This is a genomic window from Pannus brasiliensis CCIBt3594 (assembly GCF_036688125.1).
In the GTDB taxonomy this organism is placed as follows: domain Bacteria; phylum Cyanobacteriota; class Cyanobacteriia; order Cyanobacteriales; family Microcystaceae; genus Pannus; species Pannus brasiliensis.
Genome location: NZ_JBAFSM010000076.1, coordinates 1 through 19,119, shown reverse-complemented (window position 1 = coordinate 19,119; position 19,119 = coordinate 1). Strand labels below are relative to the sequence as shown.

Here is a 19,119-nt window from a genome sequence, read left to right as displayed (position 1 = left end):
ATATCATTTTAGAGGCTTTTTTTATCGCTTTGTTTCTATCGTTCAACACTTCTGGATTGGAAGATTCATGGCAATACAAGATAAATACGTCAAAATTAAGGGTAAACTGATTATAGCACATTAAAAGTGAGCGCTCTTTTCCAAAGATAGCAGAACGGTCGATCTAGCGTCCTATAGCCGGTCTATTTTAACGGACTCTACTATTGTCGATCCCGACAACCCGACAATTAAAGTAAACGATCGAACGGGGAAAATTCAAGCTTCGGTTTCGTCTTCCGGCAGATCTCTTAAGCCAGTGATCGCGTCGAGAATCACTTCTATTTTAGCCTGTAGTCGGTTGAATTGATGTTCCAATCGCTCGCCAAGGACGCGCCTCCGGCGAGCGAACCGCTTATCGATTTGTAATCTTTCTTCGGACATGGTAGAGTCCTCGTAGATTGTTTTTATCGCAAGGCGATCGAGATCGGTCGATCGGGAATTTTGCCTACTGTCTCACAATCCGCTAAATATCGATCGATGACATCGTGAAAAGCTTGTTCTAGTTCGTCAACGGAAAGACCGTCAAATACAATAATATCTTTAATCCCGATGACGCGACCGAAAAATAAACGGTATTCTTCATCGTATTCGATACGCGCTTCGTATCCTTTATACTTCATCATTCACCTCCCGCGTTGTATCCTGAAAAAACGGATCGATCGCCCGACACGGAAACGATCGATCCACTTCCCAAAATTTAACTTCTCAAGGACACTTGATGCTGTTTCACCAGCGAGTCGCGTACCTTGTTCATCAGGGGGTCGATTTCCTCGTCGGTTAAAGTTCGATCGAGCGCCCGATAGACTAAACTGAAAGCCAGACTACATTGACCGGACGGTACATTCTGACCTTGATATCGATCGAATAATTCCACCGTTTCCAGAAGATTTCCCCCGGCTTTTTGCATCGTTGCCGTCAAGCGCGCTACCGGGATATCGGTAGACACGAAGAAAGCCAAATCTCGCGCCACACCCGGATAGGTGGAATAAGGACGCAGACGGGGCGTAATTTTCGCGGGATCGTTCAGCGCGTTCGATAAAACGGCGAAATTTAACTCGAACGCGTATACCGCTTCCGGTAAGCCTTTTTCCTGCCGCAAGCGCGGGTGTAACTGTCCGAAAGTTCCCAAGCGTTGCTTACCAATCCACAGCGACGCGGTACGTCCAGGATGCAGACGGGAATCGGAACTATCACTCTCATAGCTTACCGACACCGACAGGCGATCGAACACGCTTTCGAGAATCCCTTTCGCTTCGTACCACGTCATCGGGTTTTCCTTGCCGGAACGCGGCCAACGACCGATCGAGAAGTAATCGCCGCCGAAAATCCCCGCTACTGAATCGTATTCGCTGATATTCCCTTCCTCCAGACGGAAAACGCGACCGATCTCGAAACCGTTTAACGCGCCGTTTCCCTGCGATTGATTGTACTCGAACGCGTCGATCGCCCCGTCGAGTAGATTCGTCCGTAACGCGGAATACTCCACGAATAACGGATTGGCGATCACCACTTCCGCGAGTTCCGGCTTAACGAGGGAATATTGCACCAATTCCGTCAATCCGACGGCGCGAAATGCCTCCCGGACGCGACGCTGTACCGTTTCCTCGAAGGAGAGTCCCCCCGCTTCCGTTTTCGCGGGTAGGGTATCGCAGAATCGATCGTATCCGTACAGCCGCGCCACTTCCTCGATCAGATCGATTTCCCGTTCCAGATCCCGATAGCGGTAGTCGGGAACCGTTACCGACCAAACGCGGGGATTTTCCGAGGTCACGCTTAATTGACAGCCTAAATCGCTTAAAATTCGCTCGACATCCGCGCTGGGAATGGTTCCGATTTCCCCGTCGATCTGTACTGTACCGAGAACCTGATGAACACGTTCTAAACGTAATTCGATCGATCGACTGGACTGATCCTCGCGGGTATCGGCTTTTACCTGTCCGGTGACGGTTCCCCCGGCGAGTTCGACAATGAGATCGATCGCCCGCTGACAGGCGAACTCTAGGGCGACGGGATTCACCCCGCGTTCGTAGCGTCCCGAGGATTCACTGCGTAATCCCACCGCTTTCGAGGAACGACGGATGGCGATCGGCTCGAATAGGGCGGACTCTAGTACGAGGCTCACCGTTTCCTCGTGAACTTCCGTATCCTGTCCCCCCATCACCCCAGCGATAGCCACGGGTTTATTATTGGCGGTAATCAGTAAATTTTGTGTTTTTAAGCTTCTTTCCTGACCGTCAAGGGTAGTGATTTTTTCCCCGTCGGTCGCGAAACGCACCCCGATAGTGATATCTTTACCCCCCGCGTGGGTTTGTAGACGATCGCGATCGAACGCGTGCAAGGGCTGTCCCCACTCCAGCAGGACATAATTGGTAATATCGACCACATTATTGATCGGACGGACTCCCGCGGCCTGTAAACGTCTCTGCAACCATTCCGGGGAAGGTGCGATTTTCACTCCCTCGATTACCGTACCGATATACGCGGGACAGGCGATATTTTCCTCGATTTCAATAGCTAATTTCTTAGGTACGGGGAATTCTGCCGGTTTTACCGTCGGTAACGTCAGATCCGCGCCGGTTAACGCCGCGACCTCCCGCGCCACCCCGATCATACTCAACGCGTCGGCCCGGTTAGCCGTCGGCGCGATGTCGAGAATTACCTCGTCCAGCCCCAAAAGCGGGCGCACATCCGTCCCGAGAGGGATATTTTCCCCCTCGAAGATATGAATTCCCTCGGATTCTTTGGTTAATCCCAATTCCGCGAGGGAACAGATCATCCCCTCGGATTTCACCCCGCGCAGTTTCGCCGGTTTAATGGTGAGGTTAACGTTGGGTAGGTGCGTTCCCAGGGTGGCGACGGGGACGAGAATATCGGCCCTCGCGTTCGGCGCGCCACAGACGATCGTACTGGGGGTTTCCGCGCCGATATCCACCTGACAGACACTGAGTTTATCCGCGTTCGGGTGTTGTTGTCGATCGACGATCCGCCCGACGACGACCCCATCCGCCCATTGTCGGCGATCTTCCATCTCTTCGACTTCAATTCCCGCGATCGTGAGTAATTCCGCGAGTTCTTCGGGGGAACGTTTTACTTGGACTAATTCTCGTAACCAGTTAATCGAGATCCGCATCGTTGACTCTGTTTGCCGTTGTTTCTTCTTTATTGTAGAACGTCGGTAGTCCCCGGCCGGCGGGATGAGGGGGAGAGAGTCGATCGGGAAGTATAATCGAAACGGGGGTAAGGATATCGTTTACCGTTTTTCGGGACTCGATCGGGTTGCGATCAGCTTGTATAATTTCAGAGAGGGAGCCTACGGTAATTTTTACCTCTAGTTCGGTATTTTATAAGTTAGTTTAGGCTAACCATAGGAGAATTATGCTGAAGTCTTTTCAGATTAAAAATTTTAGGCTTTTTCAGCACATAGAAGTTAAAAAATTAAACCGTGTCAATTTAATTGTCGGTAAAAACAACTCTGGAAAGAGTACATTTTTAGAAGCGGTAGAACTCTACATAAGCAATTCTTCTCCTTATATCATCCTCGATCTAATTTTCTCTAGACAAGAAACTTGGATTAGCGAGGCTCAAACACGCTCTCGGGAATTTGGCGAAAATCCTGTTCGACACCTTTTCTTCGGCCATAAATTACCTCAACTAGAAAAACAGGGAATTCTGCTGGGAGAAGCTAACTCAAACGCAAAAATTCACATTAGTAAAGCCGCTTACCAAAAAATAGAGGATAACGAAGGAATTATTAAAACAATTCGTGTTCCTGAAGAGCGAGTGAACTCAAATCAAGTTAATGAAAATTTATCTAACGTTGAGTTCTATCTTGTGGCAGAAGAAGGAGAAAAGACAAGAAGATTTTTTAGCTTACATAGAGATATTAAAGAAATTCGTCATTCTAGTTCTAGAGATTTCTACTTTAAAAGACACGAATCCGATTATAAATATATATGGCAAATTGTTTCAACAGAAAATATGTCTAATAAACAAATAGCGACTCTTTGGGATTTAACCATTTTAAAAAATTTGGATTCAGAGGTTATTTCTGCGATGAAATTGATTGACAATCGAGTTTCTAGAGTTGTTTTTGTAGAAGACATTGATTCAGAATCTATAGACAAAAAGCGCATTCCATTAGTCAAAATTAAAGGGATAGATGAACCGTTGCCTCTCAAAAGTATGGGAGATGGCATGACTCGCTTATTTCATATTATTGTTGCGCTAGTAAACGCTCAGAATGGTATTCTTTTGATTGATGAGTTTGAAAACGGTTTGCATTGGAGTGTTCAACCTAAGCTATGGGATATCATTTTCCAGTTGTCCGAGAAGTTAAACGTTCAGATTTTCGCGACAACTCATAGCCGTGATTGTATCCAAGGATTTGATAGTGCTTGGAATAAATACCCGGAGCTTGGTGCTTTTTTCCGGCTCGATAATAAAGATGGGGTGATAAAAGTAACCGAATATACCTCGGAAACCCTTACCGACGCTCTGGAAATGGATGTTGAAGTACGATGAATAATATGAGCGATATTAACCAGCGAAATACGGATAAAATTTGTAAACAAGATACCGATAAAGTCTTGTTAGTGGAAGGAGATAATGATTGTCATGTTGTACTGGCTCTATGTAAAGCTCATAACGTTCCCGAAACTTTCGGAATCTATCAGTGTGGAGGCTCTGATAAAGTTAAACTTTTAAAGCGATTAAACGCCTTAATCGTGCGTCCTGAACCTCCGAGAGTCATCGGGGTGATGATTGATGCCGATGAATCTTTAGAAGGTAGGTGGCAAAGCATTACCACTAAATTAAGGAATCATCCAGAGTATTTACTTTCAAAAACTCCCGATAAGGATGGAACGATCGTTGAGAGTGTTGAAGATAAGCCTAAACTGGGATTTTGGCTGATGCCTAACAATCAAGATTCGGGTATGTTAGAAGATTTTTGTGCCGAACTCGCGGAACCGGCATCCCTAAACTTCGCGAGAGAATGTGTTGAACAAGCGTCTAGAAATTATCCGACAACTTTTAAAGCGGTACACCACAGTAAAGCCGTTATTCATACCTATCTAGCGTGGCAGGATGAACCGGGTTATCCTCTCGGAAAATCGATTACCAGTCAAGCGCTTCGTCCCCATACCGAGATCGCGGTAAAGTTCACCGACTGGTTAACTCGCTTGTTTGGGGAATAAATTTACACCAAGCTATTCAATATAAAATAATCGATCGAATCGCGATCATTACTCACGTTCGATAAGCTAGAATTTCGGGAAAAAGTCGCGATTCGATCGAACGTCATCCCGCTAAACCCAACGAACCCGATAATTGACCAACACCGGCAGAAATCCGCGATTCGATCGAGGGAAACTTTCAATCGATCTCGCGCTAAACTATCCGATCGAGTCTGCCTTCTGCCTCCTGCCTTCTCTAACCCCCTTGTATCGCGCGATCGATCTCTCTACAATAAACCTCATGAGTTCAAATGAATTAACTCGTGACTAACTGGCAAATTCCCCCCTCGATCGATCTACCTCCCTGGTATCTTGACACCATCGCGCGCTACACCCCAGAGTCCGACGGTCATTCCGTGGCGCGAATTCTCTGGCAAAGAGGGATTCGCGAACGCGGGGAATTACTCGCGTTTCTCGATGGCAAAGCCTATCAACCCACCAGTCCGTTCGATTTCGGGCAGGAAATGAACTTCGCGGTCAAAAGATTGCGGGAAGCCATTAAACGGGGCGAAAAGGTGACGATCTGGGGAGATTTCGACGCGGATGGGGTGACGGCGACGAGCGTGTTGTGGGAGGGATTGGGGCAGTTTTTCCCGCAATATCTCCAGTTAGACTATTACATTCCCGATCGATTGACCGAATCCCACGGTCTCAACCGTCGCGGGATCGACGCGCTGGCCGAAACGGGAACCCGTCTGATCGTTACCTGCGACACCGGGAGTACCAATCTCGTCGAGATCGACCACGCGAACTCGATCGGGATCGATATTATCATCACCGATCATCACACCCTTCCGGACGATCGCCCGGATGTGGTCGCGCTGATCAATCCCCGCTATTTTATCGAAAGTCATCCTCTCTACCATCTTTCCGGGGTAGCGGTCGCGTATAAATTGGTCGAGGCGATGTATGAAACCCTTCCCGATATTCCCCGACAACCGTTAGAAAATCTGCTCGATCTGGTGGCGATCGGATTGATCGCGGATCTGGTTCAATTACGCGGGGATTGTCGCTATCTGGCGCGCAAAGGGATCGAAAAGTTGCAAAAACAACGCCAGAATCCCACCCGTCCGGGGGTGGCGAAATTACTCGAATTCTGTCAGCGCACCGGCGATCGACCGACGGATATTTCCTTCGGTTTGGGGCCGCGGATTAATGCGGTCAGTCGCGTTCACGGGGACGCTCGTTTTTGTGTGGAATTGCTCACCGGTCAGGACGCGAAACGCTGTCAGGAGTTGGCCGAACAAGCGGAGTTAGCGAATACCCGACGCAAGGAAATCCAACAGGATATCATCAAACAGGTCAAGCGAAAATTAGAGCGAATCGATCTCTCGACGACCAATGTAATTATCCTCGAAGATCCGCAATGGCAGGCGGGAATTCTCGGGTTAGTCGCCGGACAGATCGCGGGGGAATATTATCGACCGACGATACTGTTAAGCACGAGCGAGGAAGAAAGAGTAGCCGACGCGGGAACGGTTCTCGCCAAAGGATCGGCCCGATCGATCCGCGACATCGATCTCTATCAATTAGTCGCCTCTCAATCCCATCTTCTCCACCGTTTCGGGGGACATCCTTTCGCGGCGGGATTGAGTTTACCGGTGGAAAATTTACCGTTATTCCGCGAGGGAATCAATCAACAATTACGACGGACGGGAATCGATCTCACCTCGTTTTCTCCTTCGGTAGAAGTGGATCTCGTTGTCACCGTCGCCGATTTAGGGCAGAGTTTATTTCGCGAGTTAAAGTTATTGGAACCCTGCGGTATGGGAAACCCGGCACCGAAGTTATTAATTCGCGATTGTTGGTTCACGAATCTCTGGCAGAAAAATCCCGAAGATTTGAAGGGCAAAAAGATTTCCTATCCCCGCGTGACGTTCGAGATTCACGATGGTTCGATCGAGCGGGGTTTTCGCGGAGTTTGGTGGGGTCATTCTAAAGAAGATATTCTCGTCGGAACCCGTTACGATGCGGCGGTCGAGTTAGATTATAATCCGAGGTTCGATCGCTACGAAATCCGTTTGTTGGCTTTACAACCCCATAGCAACGAATCGGTCAATCATTTATTTTTGAACTCTGCCGATACTCTAATCGATTGGCGCGATCGGGAGATTAGCGATCGATTAACCCGCCTCGATCCCCATTTACTCCTCGATTGTCCCACGGATTGGACGAAAATTTATCGGGAATATCAACAGGCACTCGCGCGGGAAAAAAGGTTAGCCCTCGCGTATTCCAGTCCCTCGGAATCTTCCGCGAGAGAGACGTGGAAAAACTTAGTCGGTATCGCTAAATATTTAATTCGGACGGAAGAGAGTATTTCCCGGCGGATGTTACGGGAGAAGTTATCGATCGGCGATCGAACGTTATCGATCGGATTACAAGCGTTAGCGGACAACGGGATAGATGTTCGGGAGAAAGAAGGTAGTTTATTGTTTAGTACGGTGAATCGATCGAACCCGGAAACGATCGAGCGATTTCTCGAAGCGATCGCCGAGGAAATTTTTCTCAAACAATACTTTGCTAAAGTCCCCGTGGAGACGATGAAAGAACTGCTCGATCGACTGGATTCGCTCGTTTTTTAAAAAAGGGAAATTCGGCACTTACCTGTTTAAACGAATCTCTGCCACAACCAATAGTCGAATCCCCCGATAACTATCGAACTCAAGCAAAAATATTCGCTAACACGAGCGATCTTTTCCGTAAATTCATGCCAATCGTCCTACATTCAGTTATGTAGCCGCGGCAACGACAGTTTCAGACCTCGATATCACCCGCTCGGGCGTGGCGGTGAGACGATACTATCACCCGAGCGTTGGAAACACGATCGAGGTTTAGGACTTTACAGCGGAATTTTTCTCGAAGTTTAGTAAGCCTCGCGGTACAAACGGGCTATTCGGCGTGAAAATCTCACCGAGTAAGACTTCTACCCGTTGTATCCGAAAAAATCACCGCCCGATCGCCGGGTCGCCCCGATCGCCGGCAGATCGTTTTATCCCTTCGGTGAGAGTCCAACTTACTTCTTTAGTGGGGCTACTCTAACGGTTATATTTGTTACATTTAAACGAGTAATTGGAGGAAAGAATTAATGACCGCTATTAATACTAATTTTAACACGGAATTAGCAGAACGTTTCCATCGCTTGCCCACGGATGAACAACTCGCTCTATTTTGGTTTATCTACACCGAAATGGGCGGTTCGATCACACCTGCCGCCCCGGACGCGGGTACCGCTTCCACCGGGATCGCCGAGGGGCTATACAATCAGGTGAAAGAAATGTCGCGCGAGGAACAGCTACAGGTACAACGGGATTTAGTAGCGCGAAAAAATTCTTTAATCTCTCGGGAGTACGGCGCGTTAAGTGACACGACCAAGCTCTTATTCTGGTATTTACTGGCGCGGGGGATGGACGACGAGGAGATTATCCCTTTCCCCGATGATTATCAACTATCCGGCGAATCGGATCATCTGTTTCAGCAAATCAAAAATTTAGAATTCTCGGAACAGATCACTCTATTTCGCGATATTGTCGCCCCGATGGGAGTCGATCCCGACGCGGTACCCCACGATCGAAATACCGGGTTATAGGACGAGCGTTCAGTATAACCACAATCTTTGTAGAGGCGATCATGATTCCTAAAAAAAGCCTGTGGCAAATGATAGCGGTGCTGGGAGGATTGACGGTTAGTTTCTCGTTCTTGCCGACCGCGGCGAAAGCGGGAACGGCGTTTAATAATACTCTATCTCCCGCGCCCGAGAATAATCCCACGCGAACGAACACGGTCAACGGTACCACGATCCCGGTGTGGACGATCGACGGGGGATTACAGCTTACCCTGCCGAGCGAACCGTTAAGTACCACCCCCTCGCAACGGGTTGACTCGACCTCGGGAAGCGATCGAACGAATACCACCCCCCCCTCGGAACGGGTCGAACCCGTGTCCCCGGACGGTTCCCGAAATCCCCCGTCGGAACGGGTGGAACCGAACCAGCGTTCCGATGCCGGCCGTACCGTGATCTGGATTCCGTCCGGATTGGGTCGAACGAGCGGACGTACCGCGGGCCCCTCGTTCGATCCCCTACCGGGTAGCCGGATCGAGATCGACAACCCGAACGGGAGAAACGTTTCGGGAACCACCGTCACCCCGAACAGCCCGATCGAGCGTCGGACGATCGAACCCACCACCCCGACCACTCCGGAGGCCGTTCCGAGCGATCGCACCAACACGACTCCCGTGAATCCGGCCGGTGACACGAGAATCGAGCGGACGAATCCCGACGGCACGTACACGCCGGGAACGACGGTTCCGGACGACACCGAGAACCCGAATCTGCAGATGCAGATCGAGACAAATCCCTCTACTCCCTCTACCGTTCCCTCCCGTCCGGGACCATCGAGCGGTACCACCGGCGGGCCGAGTCGCGATCCGTTACCCGGACAACAAGGCACCCCGTCTAACCCGACCGGCAGTGATTTGAGTCCCGGAATGTCTCGATAGGATTCTCGCGGTCGGTAGCGATCGAGGGGGAAGGTTTCCATCGCCGGAGACTTTCCCCCTTACAATTTAAGTGGAAATACTATCATTTCGGAGTGATCTATACGCCATGCGTCTCCTACATACCATGCTACGGGTGAATAACTTGGAAGAGTCCCTGAAGTTCTACTGTGATGTGTTGGGGATGAAACTACTCCGCCAAAAAGATTATCCCTCCGGGGAATTTACCCTCGCTTTCGTCGGTTACGGCGAGGAATCGGAAACCGCGGTCATCGAGCTAACCTATAACTGGGGCGTGGACAAATACGAACTCGGCAATGCCTACGGCCATATCGCTCTCGGGGTAGATGACATTTACGCGACCTGCGAGGCGATCCGTTCCCGCGGTGGCAAAGTCACCCGCGAACCCGGCCCGATGAAACACGGTTCCACCGTCATCGCGTTCGTCGAAGATCCCAACGGCTACAAGATCGAGTTAATCCAGACCGGTTCGCGAGAGGTCGATAAAGTTTCCGCTTGAGAGACGAGCGAAGGATTCCCGCGGGTGAAAACGAGCGAAAATTTCGGGTTTACATCGTGGCCGATCGCCGATCGCTCTAGAATGACGAAATCGTGAGAAGATAATCGACGGTAGACCGGACAGGGAGAAACCAGCTTGGGCGTAGAACTTCGCAGTTACGTTTATCTCGATAACTTACAACTCCAACACGCCGCCTTTATCGGTACGGTGTCCCAAGGTTTTTTACCCCTGCCCGGTGACGCGTCGTTATGGATCGAGATCTCCCCCGGTGTCGAGATCAACCGCATCACCGATATCGCCCTAAAATCCGCCGTCGTCCGTCCGGGTGTCCTGTTTATCGAACGTCTCTACGGGCTTCTAGAACTCCATTCCAGTAGTCAGGGAGAGGTACGCGCGGCGGGACAGGCGATTTTACAGTATCTCGGCGTGAGTCAGCGCGATTGTCTGAAACCGCAGATCGTTTCCAGTCAGATTATCCGCAATATCGACGCGTATCAGGCGCAGTTAATTAACCGTACCTCGCGGGGGATGATGTTAACCGCGGGACAGACTTTATACGTTCTCGAAGTGCAACCGGCGGCCTACGCTTCTCTCGCCGCGAACGAAGCGGAAAAGGCGGCGTTAATTAATATCCTACACGTTACCTCCGTCGGCAGTTTCGGGCGCTTATATTTAGGCGGAGAGGAACGGGATATTATCGCCGCGTCGCGGGCTACCGTCGCGGCCATAGAAAATGTCCCCGGTCGCGTGATTCCGGGGAGCGAGAAGAAAGAATAAGATAGGGGTAGATAAAAGATTTCAGGGATTTTAATGAAAAAATAACGAAATTTTTGTCGATTCGTGGGGGTTATCTAGAACCGGTATAATCGAATCGGCGGGGGTCGATCGAATCGATCGATCCGCTTAAAGATACGAGTACAACGCGATCGATGGAAAAAATTTATGTTAGAATCTCAAATTCAAGAATTAAAGCCGATGCTTAAAGAGTTATTACACGAACTATTAGTACAAGAACAGGATTTAGTGAAAGAGTTAATTTATGAGGTGATGGAAGAATTGGCGATGGCTAACGCCATCAAAGAGGGGAAAGATAGCGAGAATGTGAGCCGCGATGAAATCTTTGCTTTGTTGGAAGAATAGCTAAATGAATGTTGAATTTCGCAGAACTTTTAAAGCGGATTTACGCGCCCTTAAAGATCGTAATATCAAGCAACGAATTCAAAAAATTATCGAAGAGGTAGAATCCGCCCAAAATTTAACCGAACTACGAAATGTAAAAGCGATTCAAGGCTATCCGGGATTTTATCGTATTCGTGTGGGGGACTATCGAATTGGTTTTTATGTAGAGCGAGATGTTATAGCGTTCGTGCGTCTTCTCCATCGTAAGGAAATGTATCGCTATTTTCCTTAACACCGAGCGAGTCGCTTGTCGATCATCGCTCGATCCAGTGCTAAAATTGTCTAAATTTTAGCGTGAATTGTTTTTGAATCATCGTGCGATTTTATGGTTTCTTTTTTTTCATAATTCCTCTACAAACATTTTAACTCTTCAAGGGTAAAAAGGCGAGTGTCGCCACGACTTTTACCCCGAATTCCTCCTCGAATACGGGCTTTTTATAATCCAAACTCCATAATTCCAACGCGCAATCATCCTCGGGATTCGCGGGAAAAAGATGGAGGTGAAGGGTGCGATATTCCGCGTCGTACTTACACTCGATCTGCTCGATCGCCCCGATCTGCCGTCGGTCTAACGCCACGGCCAAGCGTAAGATCGCGCTTGAATATCTGACCATATACTGATAGTATTCCGTCAGTTTAATAAAATCCGTATGCTTTTTTCGGGGCTTATTTTTGCGGTGATAACGCGCGATATTGGCGATCACTTCTAACTCGATTTCCGTATAGCCCAATAACTCCCCGTTGCGGATTAAATAATAAGAATGTTTATGGTGAGCGGCGTGACTGACGTATAGCCCGCTATTATGCAAGATCGCCGCCGCCCAGAGTAGATCTCTCGCTTCCTCGCCCCAGGAATGTAAATCCCCTTTGGTTTGATCGAAAATCGAGAGAGCGAAATTCGCGATTCTCTTCGCCGATTCTAGATTCACCTGATACTTTTTGGCGATTTTAATCACACTACGCTGACGGATCTCGCTTTGATAGCGGAAACGATTATCGATCAAACCGTGGGTGAGCATCCAATCGACGATTACCCCCTCGCGGAGAGCGCGTTCACAGAGAATTAATCGATCGATCTCCAACATCGTCATCGCTTCCAACAACACGATCGAACCCGCGAGAATAATTTCCGCGCGTTTATCGTTCATCCCCGGAATGGCGAACCTTTGATTGTAATCTAGAGACGCGAACCGTTTCACCAGATCTTTGACATCCTTGCGCGTTAGTTGATAGCCGTTTAAAGGATTGGGAATTTCCCCGAATTTCTCCAACGCGTGGATCGTCATTAACGTCTCGATCGTCCCGGAAGTTCCCACCAGCCGCGCCTGTTCCCCCGGCCGTAATTTCGTCCGAATTTCTTCTACCGCCCGTTCCAGCATCCCGCGGGTGTAAGCTCGTAAATAGGCCAACTCCGAGGGAGAAATGGGATCGGTCGTGATAAACTCCCGCGTTAACCGTACCGCGCCGATTTTGGTACTACTTAAAAAACGGATTTCCTGACTATCCGCGAGGATCAATTCCGTGGAACCGCCCCCGATATCGATAATAACGTGGGGTTGATTCTGAAAATCCATCCCCGAAACTACCCCGAGATAGATGCGCCGCGCTTCCTCCTGTCCGGAGATAAGATCCACCGATAATCCGACTTCCTGCTCGATTAACGCCAGAAATTCGTCACCGTTGGGAGCTTCCCGCGTGGCACTGGTGGCGACGGCGATAATCGGCTCCGCTCGCAGACTGACGGCGAGATCCTTACAACGCTTGAGAGCGGCGATCGCTCGTTCCATCGCGGCCACGGTTAACTTACCGGTTTTCGGATCTCGATCGCCGAGTCGGACGGTGGCTTTTTCCCGAGCGATAATGGTAAACGCCGCTAACGATGGCTCGACCCGCACGACGACCATGTGAACCGAGTTCGTCCCGATATCGATCGCCGCCAGAATCGATGACTCCGATAATCCCGCGGGCGAGGGCGCCCGATTTGGTATAACTTGATTAGAAAGATTCACCATCGCCCCTAGCGGTAAGTGTTCCCGAAAATCCGGAGAATTCCCCTTAAAATTATGACCCTATCGCGACCCGATGTAGAACCGACCTGGCTGACGATTATCCGCCTCCTACGCTGGGATAAGCCCGCGGGACGGCTGATATTGATGATTCCCGCGTTGTGGGCGGTATTTATGGCGGCCGGGGGGACTCCTCCCGTTCCGCTCGTCGGCGTGATCGTGTTGGGAACCCTGGCAACGAGCGCGGCAGGATGCGTGATTAACGATCTCTGGGATCGCGACATCGATCCGCGGGTTCAGCGAACCAAGGATCGCCCTCTCGCCTCTCGCGCCCTGTCGATCAAGGTTGGAATTATTATCGCTCTAATCGCCCTACTCTGCGCCGCGGTTTTGGCGGTATATCTAAATCCCCTGAGTTTTTGGCTCTGCGTGGCGGCGGTTCCGTTCATCGTCTGTTATCCCCTCGCCAAGCGCGTTTTCCCGGTTCCCCAGTTGGTTCTCTCGCTCGCGTGGGGTTTCGCGGTGTTGATTAGTTGGAGTGCCGTCACCCGCGATCTCGATGTAAACACGGGTTTGCTTTGGGGGGCGACGGTTTTCTGGACCCTGGGTTTCGATACCATTTACGCGTTATCGGATCGGGAGGACGATCGCGCGATCGGGATCAATTCTAGCGCCCTCTTTTTCGGGAATTACGCCCCCGACGCGGTGGGATTGTTTTTCGCCATCACCGCGGGATTATTGGCTTGTTTGGGAGTGGAATTAAGGTTAAGTCTGGCGTTCTGGACGAGTTGGATCGTGGCCGTGGTCGGTTGGATGGGGCAGTATATCCGTCTCCGGCAACCGGATCTACCGAATCCCGCTTACGGGGAGATGTTCCGGCAGAATGTATCGATCGGGTTTATCCTGTTAATCGGCATGATCGCGGGGAGTTTGTAAGAAAGGATGGCATGGAATCCTAGGATTGAAGTCTTAAAAAAGACGCTAAAATCAGGCGGTAAAAATAGAATTTAATAGGTATCGGATGAAAACGGGGAAACCGTCGCGGTCATTGTCCCGATCGATCTCTGGCGAGAGATCGAATCCGATCGAGAAACCGCCGATCCGTTGACAAGTCCCGCGATGAAACATCGGCTTTTAGAGGCGAAAGAACGTCAAACCGGAATGATTCTAGAGGAATTTCGTGATAATCTTGGAATTTGACGGAAAAATCTCTATTTAGCCAGTTTCAAAAAGATGCGCTCGTTTAAAATCACCACTAGACCTGCTTTCTAGACTTCATAAAAAAAATTAATCTTTACCTCGTTTAACTTCGGATTATCTTCCTAAACTTCGGTTGTGAGGGACGGGTCGGGAAGTTAGTATATTGACATTCAGTTACACCGCTCTGAAGTCTATAGGCTATGTTGATTTCCAGTTTTGAACTATTGCTCAAGCCTCGATTACCGAAAGCTCTACCGCCGGGAATTCCCGTAACTATCGAGAAACCGAGCCGTAATATTATCCAGGGATACTGTTTAAAAATCTCTAATCTCAACGCGTTTGAAATCGTTTTATCCTTGGTGTTTGACACTCAACTTTCTGACGGAATTACCCATCATGATTTTCTCGCTTTTTTCGACGTTTCGGGAAGCGGCGATCGAGGCGTGATTAGCGCGGACATCACGGAAACACAATTGCAATTCTCCTCTCTAAGAATACCCCCGTTATCTACCGGTCATTTTTTCCTACAACCCAATGTCTTAACCAAATCAGATTTATTAACCAGATTGGATTTTGAAGTTCGAGGTTTCGCCGAAGTGTATCTCTCTTCTTTGTCCGGTGAATCAACCGACGTTAAAATCCAAGTCACTCCCGAACAGCGAGGAACTTTCTTCTCTGACTTTTCTAACGAGAATTCTATTTTGAAAGATTCCTTGGATCAGATCGCGTATTCTTTACCCGTTCTCAATGGTGGATTAGTAACGTTGAATCGTGCGGGTAAAACGCTCGATCGACCCGAATCTAAAATTTTAAGCCTTTGCGTGTAGCATCGTAAAGTCGATCGTCCTTCTCGATCTTCATCTTCCCGAAACGATTCAATCAATGCCCGCGAATAAGGGGCTAAACTTCGTTACCGCACCCTACAAAATTTCCTCGATCGTCCAATTAGAGCGAACCGATTATTTTCCCCGTTCTGGATCTAATAACTTTTTTCTAGAATTTTGATTCGGCTCTCCACCTATCAGGGCTATTCGTCTTTGAAAGTTATTTTCGAGAGCGATACAGGTATTTAACGGATTTAAAATCCCTTGTCTGACATCTCTTTCCCAACAATACTTTCGATCTCTATGCTGGAATCGCGATAATTGATCCGCGAATAGCGTCGCGACTTGATAGATCGTTTTCAGGTCATACAGGGAATCAACTTGAGAGATTTTAATCGCTAACAATCGAAACTGACGGGCGATTTCCCTCGCCTCTTCTTTACTAGCCCCGTGATCCGGATGGTAATAATTCACCACTTCCGCCATGTATTGAGCGTGCTTGGCGGCATTCTGAATCTGATGTTGCGCGTTCTCTACGGGAGCGAGAAATCTATCTAGTAAAAGCTGTTGGGCGTAAGCGTCCCGAACTTTTGAATCCGAGATAATTTTCAATTCTTCCATCCTTTCTTCGTGCTTGCGGCGATTTTCCGCGTACACCTCGGAAAGAATGGTATCGAGCAGTTTCGGGATCGGGTAAAAGACTTCAATCATTTTTGAACGGGCGAAAAGGCTACCGTTCTAGAATTCCCGAAAAGTCGATCGGATCGAGCGCGACCGGGACTCGCGCTCGATCGCCCGTATCCTAGAACCCGTTTCCGGGCAAATCCGGAAATTCTCTAAAAAAATCACCGCGTTCGGGATGGTAAGGGACAATACTAGAGAGTGTGTGTAGAGGCACGAAGCCCTTACCGGGAAAAAACATCATGAAATTAGCGTCACGAGTCAATCGAGTTACCCCGTCCCTCACCCTGGCTATCGACTCATTAGCCAAAGAAATGAAGAGAAACGGCGAGGATGTGTGTAGCTTTAGTGCCGGAGAACCCGATTTCGATACACCCGACCATATTAAAGCGGCCGCTAAAAAAGCACTCGACGACGGGAAAACTCGCTACGGCCCCGCGGCGGGGGAACCCGGTTTACGCGCGGCGATCGCTTCCAAGTTACGGCGAGACAACGGACTCGACTACACGGCGGAGAACGTGATCGTCACCAACGGCGGGAAACAGTCTCTCTATAACTTTATCCTGGCACTGATCGAGGAGGGGGACGAGGTAATTATTCCCGCGCCCTACTGGTTGAGTTACCCGGAAATGGTCACGTTAGCGGGCGGAACCTCGGTGATCGTTCCCACCAGCCTGGAAAATCAGTACAAAATCACCCCGGCGGAGTTACGGGAGGCGATTACCCCGAAAAGCAAACTTTTCATCCTCAACTCCCCCTCGAATCCCACGGGAATCGTCTACAGCCCCGAAGAGATCGAGGCGTTGGCGGAAGTCATCGTCGAACACGATCTTCTGGTGATTTCCGACGAGATTTACGAGAAAATTCTCTATAACGGAGCGGTTCATCGTAGTATCGCGTCCTTCGGCGAGGAGATCTTTCAACGATCGATCGTCAGTAACGGGTTCGCGAAAGCTTACGCGATGACGGGGTGGCGTGTGGGTTACGCGGCCGGGCCGGTGGAAGCGATCAAGGCGATGGCGAAGATTCAGGGACACAGTACCTCGAATGTCTGCACTTTCGCCCAATACGGCGCGATCGCCGCGCTAGAAAACTCCCAGGATTGTATTCAGGTGATGCTGGACGCGTTTACCGAGCGCCGGAAATATATTCTGGAAAGGGTTCGATCGATCCCCAGTTTAAATTGTCCCACCCCGAACGGCGCGTTTTACGTGTTTATTAATATCTCGGAAACCGGCTATCTCTCGCGGGATTTCTGTACGAAACTGCTGGAGACCTGGAAAGTGGCGGCGGTTCCGGGTATCGCTTTCGGCGCGGACGATTGTATCCGTCTCTCCTACGCGACGAGTATGGAGACGATCGAGAAAGGACTCGATCGACTCGATAAGTTCGTCAATTCCCTATAACATCGAGCGCGGGGGTGTGTCGGTCACTCGACGCACCCTCGAATTTATTCCATAGGAGTTAATGTGAGTCAGCTTAGGCTAGAAAATATTCAAGAGATCAAGAAAAATCTGGAAGGAAAAGGATATTTAATTGTTTTCAACGATGAGAGATCGATTGTTTTATACAAGAGGAGAACGATCCCGGCCTTACTAACCTTGATTCGACTGGGAGAAGGCTGTGAAAGCGATTTGACTACCGATACCAATAATTTACCAGAAATTAAAGAGATTCTGGCGGGAAAAATACTGGACGATTTGATAAAGGATTCCTACTCGGATACCAATAAACTTTTTAGTGAGCTTTGGACGGAAGAAGGTTTTAACTTTATCTACGCTCCCCAAGGTCAAAAAAGATTGGGAAGTCCGAAATATGTTTTAAATATTGCCGATCACGATCGATTATTTACCGCGTCTAAACCAACTCCTAGAAAGCCTCCCTCAAAGCGCGCCCAAAACTCCATCCTCGAACAGCAGAATAATCAATGTAATTTCTGTGGCTCGATTCTGAAGACGAGGAGAGAGATTACGAACCGAACTTACGCGAGAGATAGAGTTCGCTTGGTTTGGGATCATCGTATTCCTGTGGAGAAGGGAGGAAATAGTGAAGATACTAATTTTCAAGCTTTATGCTTTTATTGTAACAAATGTAAATGGCAGATTTGTTCTTTTTGCACTTACGCTCCTGAAAAATGTCTAGAATGTGTTTTGGCTCACCCAGAAAAGACGAATATTATTTTTCCAACTGGAGAAAATATCGAGATAGACTAAAAAGAGAGTATCCAAACTTACGCCAAGACTCTTGATATATTTTTGCCAATACTTTGAATCACCGACGGGCAAACCGCGTTAGCCAATTGTTTGATCGCGGCTGTACGCGAAACCGGGAAGGAAAAACTATCTGGAAATCCCATCAATCTTTTAATTTCTAATAGGCTTAAATGTCTTCGTTCCTTACTATAAACAGGTATCATCGCTCCTCCTCCGCTAACACTTACCGCAAAAGTGGGAAATGGTCTTTTGATAGAAATCGCCCGTATCCCGCTAGATCTCATTTGATAAACACAATTATCCAGATCGACATCGGGATGCACCCTCTCGATTTTTACTCGTGTTTTTGGAAGTTTGAACGATAATTGAGCGGCGGTAATTCTTCCCGCGTAATAATCGATATATTGATTCCATTTTTCGGAAATCGGGATCGAATAATCTCCCCGCACGATAATTTTTTCGAGATTTACCTCTTGATGTTTAGGGTCGGGAAAATTAAAATTACTTATCCCTAAATCTTCTCGAAATGCCACCAAGAAAAAACGAGGTCTTGATTGAGGGATCTGAAAATTTTTACTATTTAAAGTTGAATAAAAAGAAAGATAACCGATTTGTTCAAATTGCGTTACTATATCTCTTAAAATGTGACCGTTGTTGAGTTGAACGATATTACTACAGCCTTTCTCAGATAGATGAGGTACAGTAGCAACAGTGTGCGAACCAATT

General features: G+C 48.7%; 18 protein-coding genes and 1 pseudogene. 13 read left to right on the top strand and 6 right to left on the bottom strand.

The window, feature by feature from the left end; translation table 11 throughout:
- Nucleotides 1-255: 255 nt before the first annotated feature.
- The 3 genes and pseudogenes from V0288_RS23415 to pheT form a co-directional block, all read right to left on the bottom strand.
- Nucleotides 256-420 (bottom strand): annotated as a pseudogene (locus V0288_RS23415) (hypothetical protein); the annotation flags it as partial.
- A gap of 23 nt (nucleotides 421-443) precedes the next feature.
- A complete protein-coding gene (locus V0288_RS23410; protein ID WP_422662058.1) occupies nucleotides 444-659 on the bottom strand; it encodes a type II toxin-antitoxin system HicB family antitoxin in 216 nt (71 codons plus the stop codon).
- Between the two features lie 77 nt (nucleotides 660-736).
- The gene (gene pheT / locus V0288_RS23405; RefSeq protein ID WP_332867606.1) at nucleotides 737-3,169 is read right to left on the bottom strand and encodes a phenylalanine--tRNA ligase subunit beta; all 2,433 of its coding nucleotides are present in this window, start codon (nucleotides 3,167-3,169) and stop codon (nucleotides 737-739) included.
- A gap of 245 nt (nucleotides 3,170-3,414) precedes the next feature.
- On the opposite strand from pheT, the gene V0288_RS23400 reads away from it, so the two are divergent.
- The 9 genes from V0288_RS23400 (at nucleotide 3,415) to V0288_RS23360 (ending at nucleotide 11,701) form a co-directional block, all read left to right on the top strand.
- Complete coding sequence (locus tag V0288_RS23400) at nucleotides 3,415-4,560, top strand: AAA family ATPase (protein ID WP_332867605.1); 1,146 nt, start codon at nucleotides 3,415-3,417, stop codon at nucleotides 4,558-4,560.
- 5 nt (nucleotides 4,561-4,565) lie between these two features.
- Nucleotides 4,566-5,234, top strand: coding sequence for a DUF3226 domain-containing protein (locus V0288_RS23395; protein WP_332867604.1), 669 nt, complete (start codon nucleotides 4,566-4,568; stop codon nucleotides 5,232-5,234).
- 302 nt (nucleotides 5,235-5,536) lie between these two features.
- A complete protein-coding gene (recJ, locus tag V0288_RS23390) occupies nucleotides 5,537-7,858 on the top strand; it encodes a single-stranded-DNA-specific exonuclease RecJ (RefSeq protein ID WP_332867603.1) in 2,322 nt (773 codons plus the stop codon).
- Between the two features lie 503 nt (nucleotides 7,859-8,361).
- Nucleotides 8,362-8,862, top strand: a complete 501-nt coding sequence (locus tag V0288_RS23385; RefSeq protein ID WP_332867602.1) for an orange carotenoid protein N-terminal domain-containing protein — start codon at nucleotides 8,362-8,364, stop codon at nucleotides 8,860-8,862.
- A 41-nt stretch (nucleotides 8,863-8,903) separates the two neighbouring features.
- Entirely contained in the window at nucleotides 8,904-9,773 is an 870-nt protein-coding gene (locus tag V0288_RS23380; RefSeq protein ID WP_332867601.1) for a hypothetical protein, read from the top strand.
- A gap of 106 nt (nucleotides 9,774-9,879) precedes the next feature.
- Nucleotides 9,880-10,290, top strand: a complete 411-nt coding sequence (gene gloA / locus V0288_RS23375) for a lactoylglutathione lyase (RefSeq protein ID WP_332867600.1) — start codon at nucleotides 9,880-9,882, stop codon at nucleotides 10,288-10,290.
- Nucleotides 10,291-10,425: 135 nt separating this feature from the next.
- Entirely contained in the window at nucleotides 10,426-11,067 is a 642-nt protein-coding gene (locus V0288_RS23370) for a beta-carboxysome protein CcmP (protein WP_332867599.1), read from the top strand.
- Nucleotides 11,068-11,232: 165 nt separating this feature from the next.
- The gene (locus tag V0288_RS23365) at nucleotides 11,233-11,430 is read left to right on the top strand and encodes a hypothetical protein (RefSeq protein ID WP_332867598.1); all 198 of its coding nucleotides are present in this window, start codon (nucleotides 11,233-11,235) and stop codon (nucleotides 11,428-11,430) included.
- A gap of 4 nt (nucleotides 11,431-11,434) precedes the next feature.
- On the top strand, nucleotides 11,435-11,701 hold the full coding sequence (locus V0288_RS23360; protein WP_332867597.1) for a type II toxin-antitoxin system RelE family toxin: 267 nt from the start codon (nucleotides 11,435-11,437) through the stop codon (nucleotides 11,699-11,701).
- A gap of 130 nt (nucleotides 11,702-11,831) precedes the next feature.
- Here the strand turns inward: V0288_RS23360 and V0288_RS23355 are convergent, their stop codons facing one another.
- The gene (locus V0288_RS23355) at nucleotides 11,832-13,481 is read right to left on the bottom strand and encodes a Ppx/GppA phosphatase family protein (protein WP_332867596.1); all 1,650 of its coding nucleotides are present in this window, start codon (nucleotides 13,479-13,481) and stop codon (nucleotides 11,832-11,834) included.
- 51 nt (nucleotides 13,482-13,532) lie between these two features.
- Here V0288_RS23355 and V0288_RS23350 point away from each other — a divergent pair, with 51 nt between their 5' ends.
- Both V0288_RS23350 and V0288_RS23345 read left to right on the top strand, forming a co-directional pair.
- The gene (locus tag V0288_RS23350; protein ID WP_332867595.1) at nucleotides 13,533-14,411 is read left to right on the top strand and encodes a 4-hydroxybenzoate solanesyltransferase; all 879 of its coding nucleotides are present in this window, start codon (nucleotides 13,533-13,535) and stop codon (nucleotides 14,409-14,411) included.
- A gap of 464 nt (nucleotides 14,412-14,875) precedes the next feature.
- Complete coding sequence (locus tag V0288_RS23345) at nucleotides 14,876-15,502, top strand: hypothetical protein (RefSeq protein WP_332867594.1); 627 nt, start codon at nucleotides 14,876-14,878, stop codon at nucleotides 15,500-15,502.
- 132 nt (nucleotides 15,503-15,634) lie between these two features.
- Here V0288_RS23345 and V0288_RS23340 read toward each other — a convergent pair whose 3' ends face one another.
- Nucleotides 15,635-16,210: a hypothetical protein gene (locus V0288_RS23340; RefSeq protein WP_332867593.1), complete on the bottom strand. Its 576-nt coding sequence runs from the start codon at nucleotides 16,208-16,210 to the stop codon at nucleotides 15,635-15,637.
- Between the two features lie 212 nt (nucleotides 16,211-16,422).
- Here V0288_RS23340 and V0288_RS23335 point away from each other — a divergent pair, with 212 nt between their 5' ends.
- Nucleotides 16,423-17,586 carry a pyridoxal phosphate-dependent aminotransferase gene (locus V0288_RS23335; protein WP_332867592.1) on the top strand — a complete coding sequence of 388 codons (1,164 nt, stop codon included), beginning with the start codon at nucleotides 16,423-16,425 and terminating at the stop codon, nucleotides 17,584-17,586.
- 63 nt (nucleotides 17,587-17,649) lie between these two features.
- A complete protein-coding gene (locus V0288_RS23330) occupies nucleotides 17,650-18,393 on the top strand; it encodes an HNH endonuclease (RefSeq protein ID WP_332867591.1) in 744 nt (247 codons plus the stop codon).
- Nucleotides 18,394-18,410: 17 nt separating this feature from the next.
- On the opposite strand, the gene V0288_RS23325 is transcribed toward V0288_RS23330, so the two are convergent.
- On the bottom strand, nucleotides 18,411-19,119 hold a 709-nt coding region (locus V0288_RS23325; RefSeq protein ID WP_332867590.1), incomplete at its 5' end, for a DNA cytosine methyltransferase.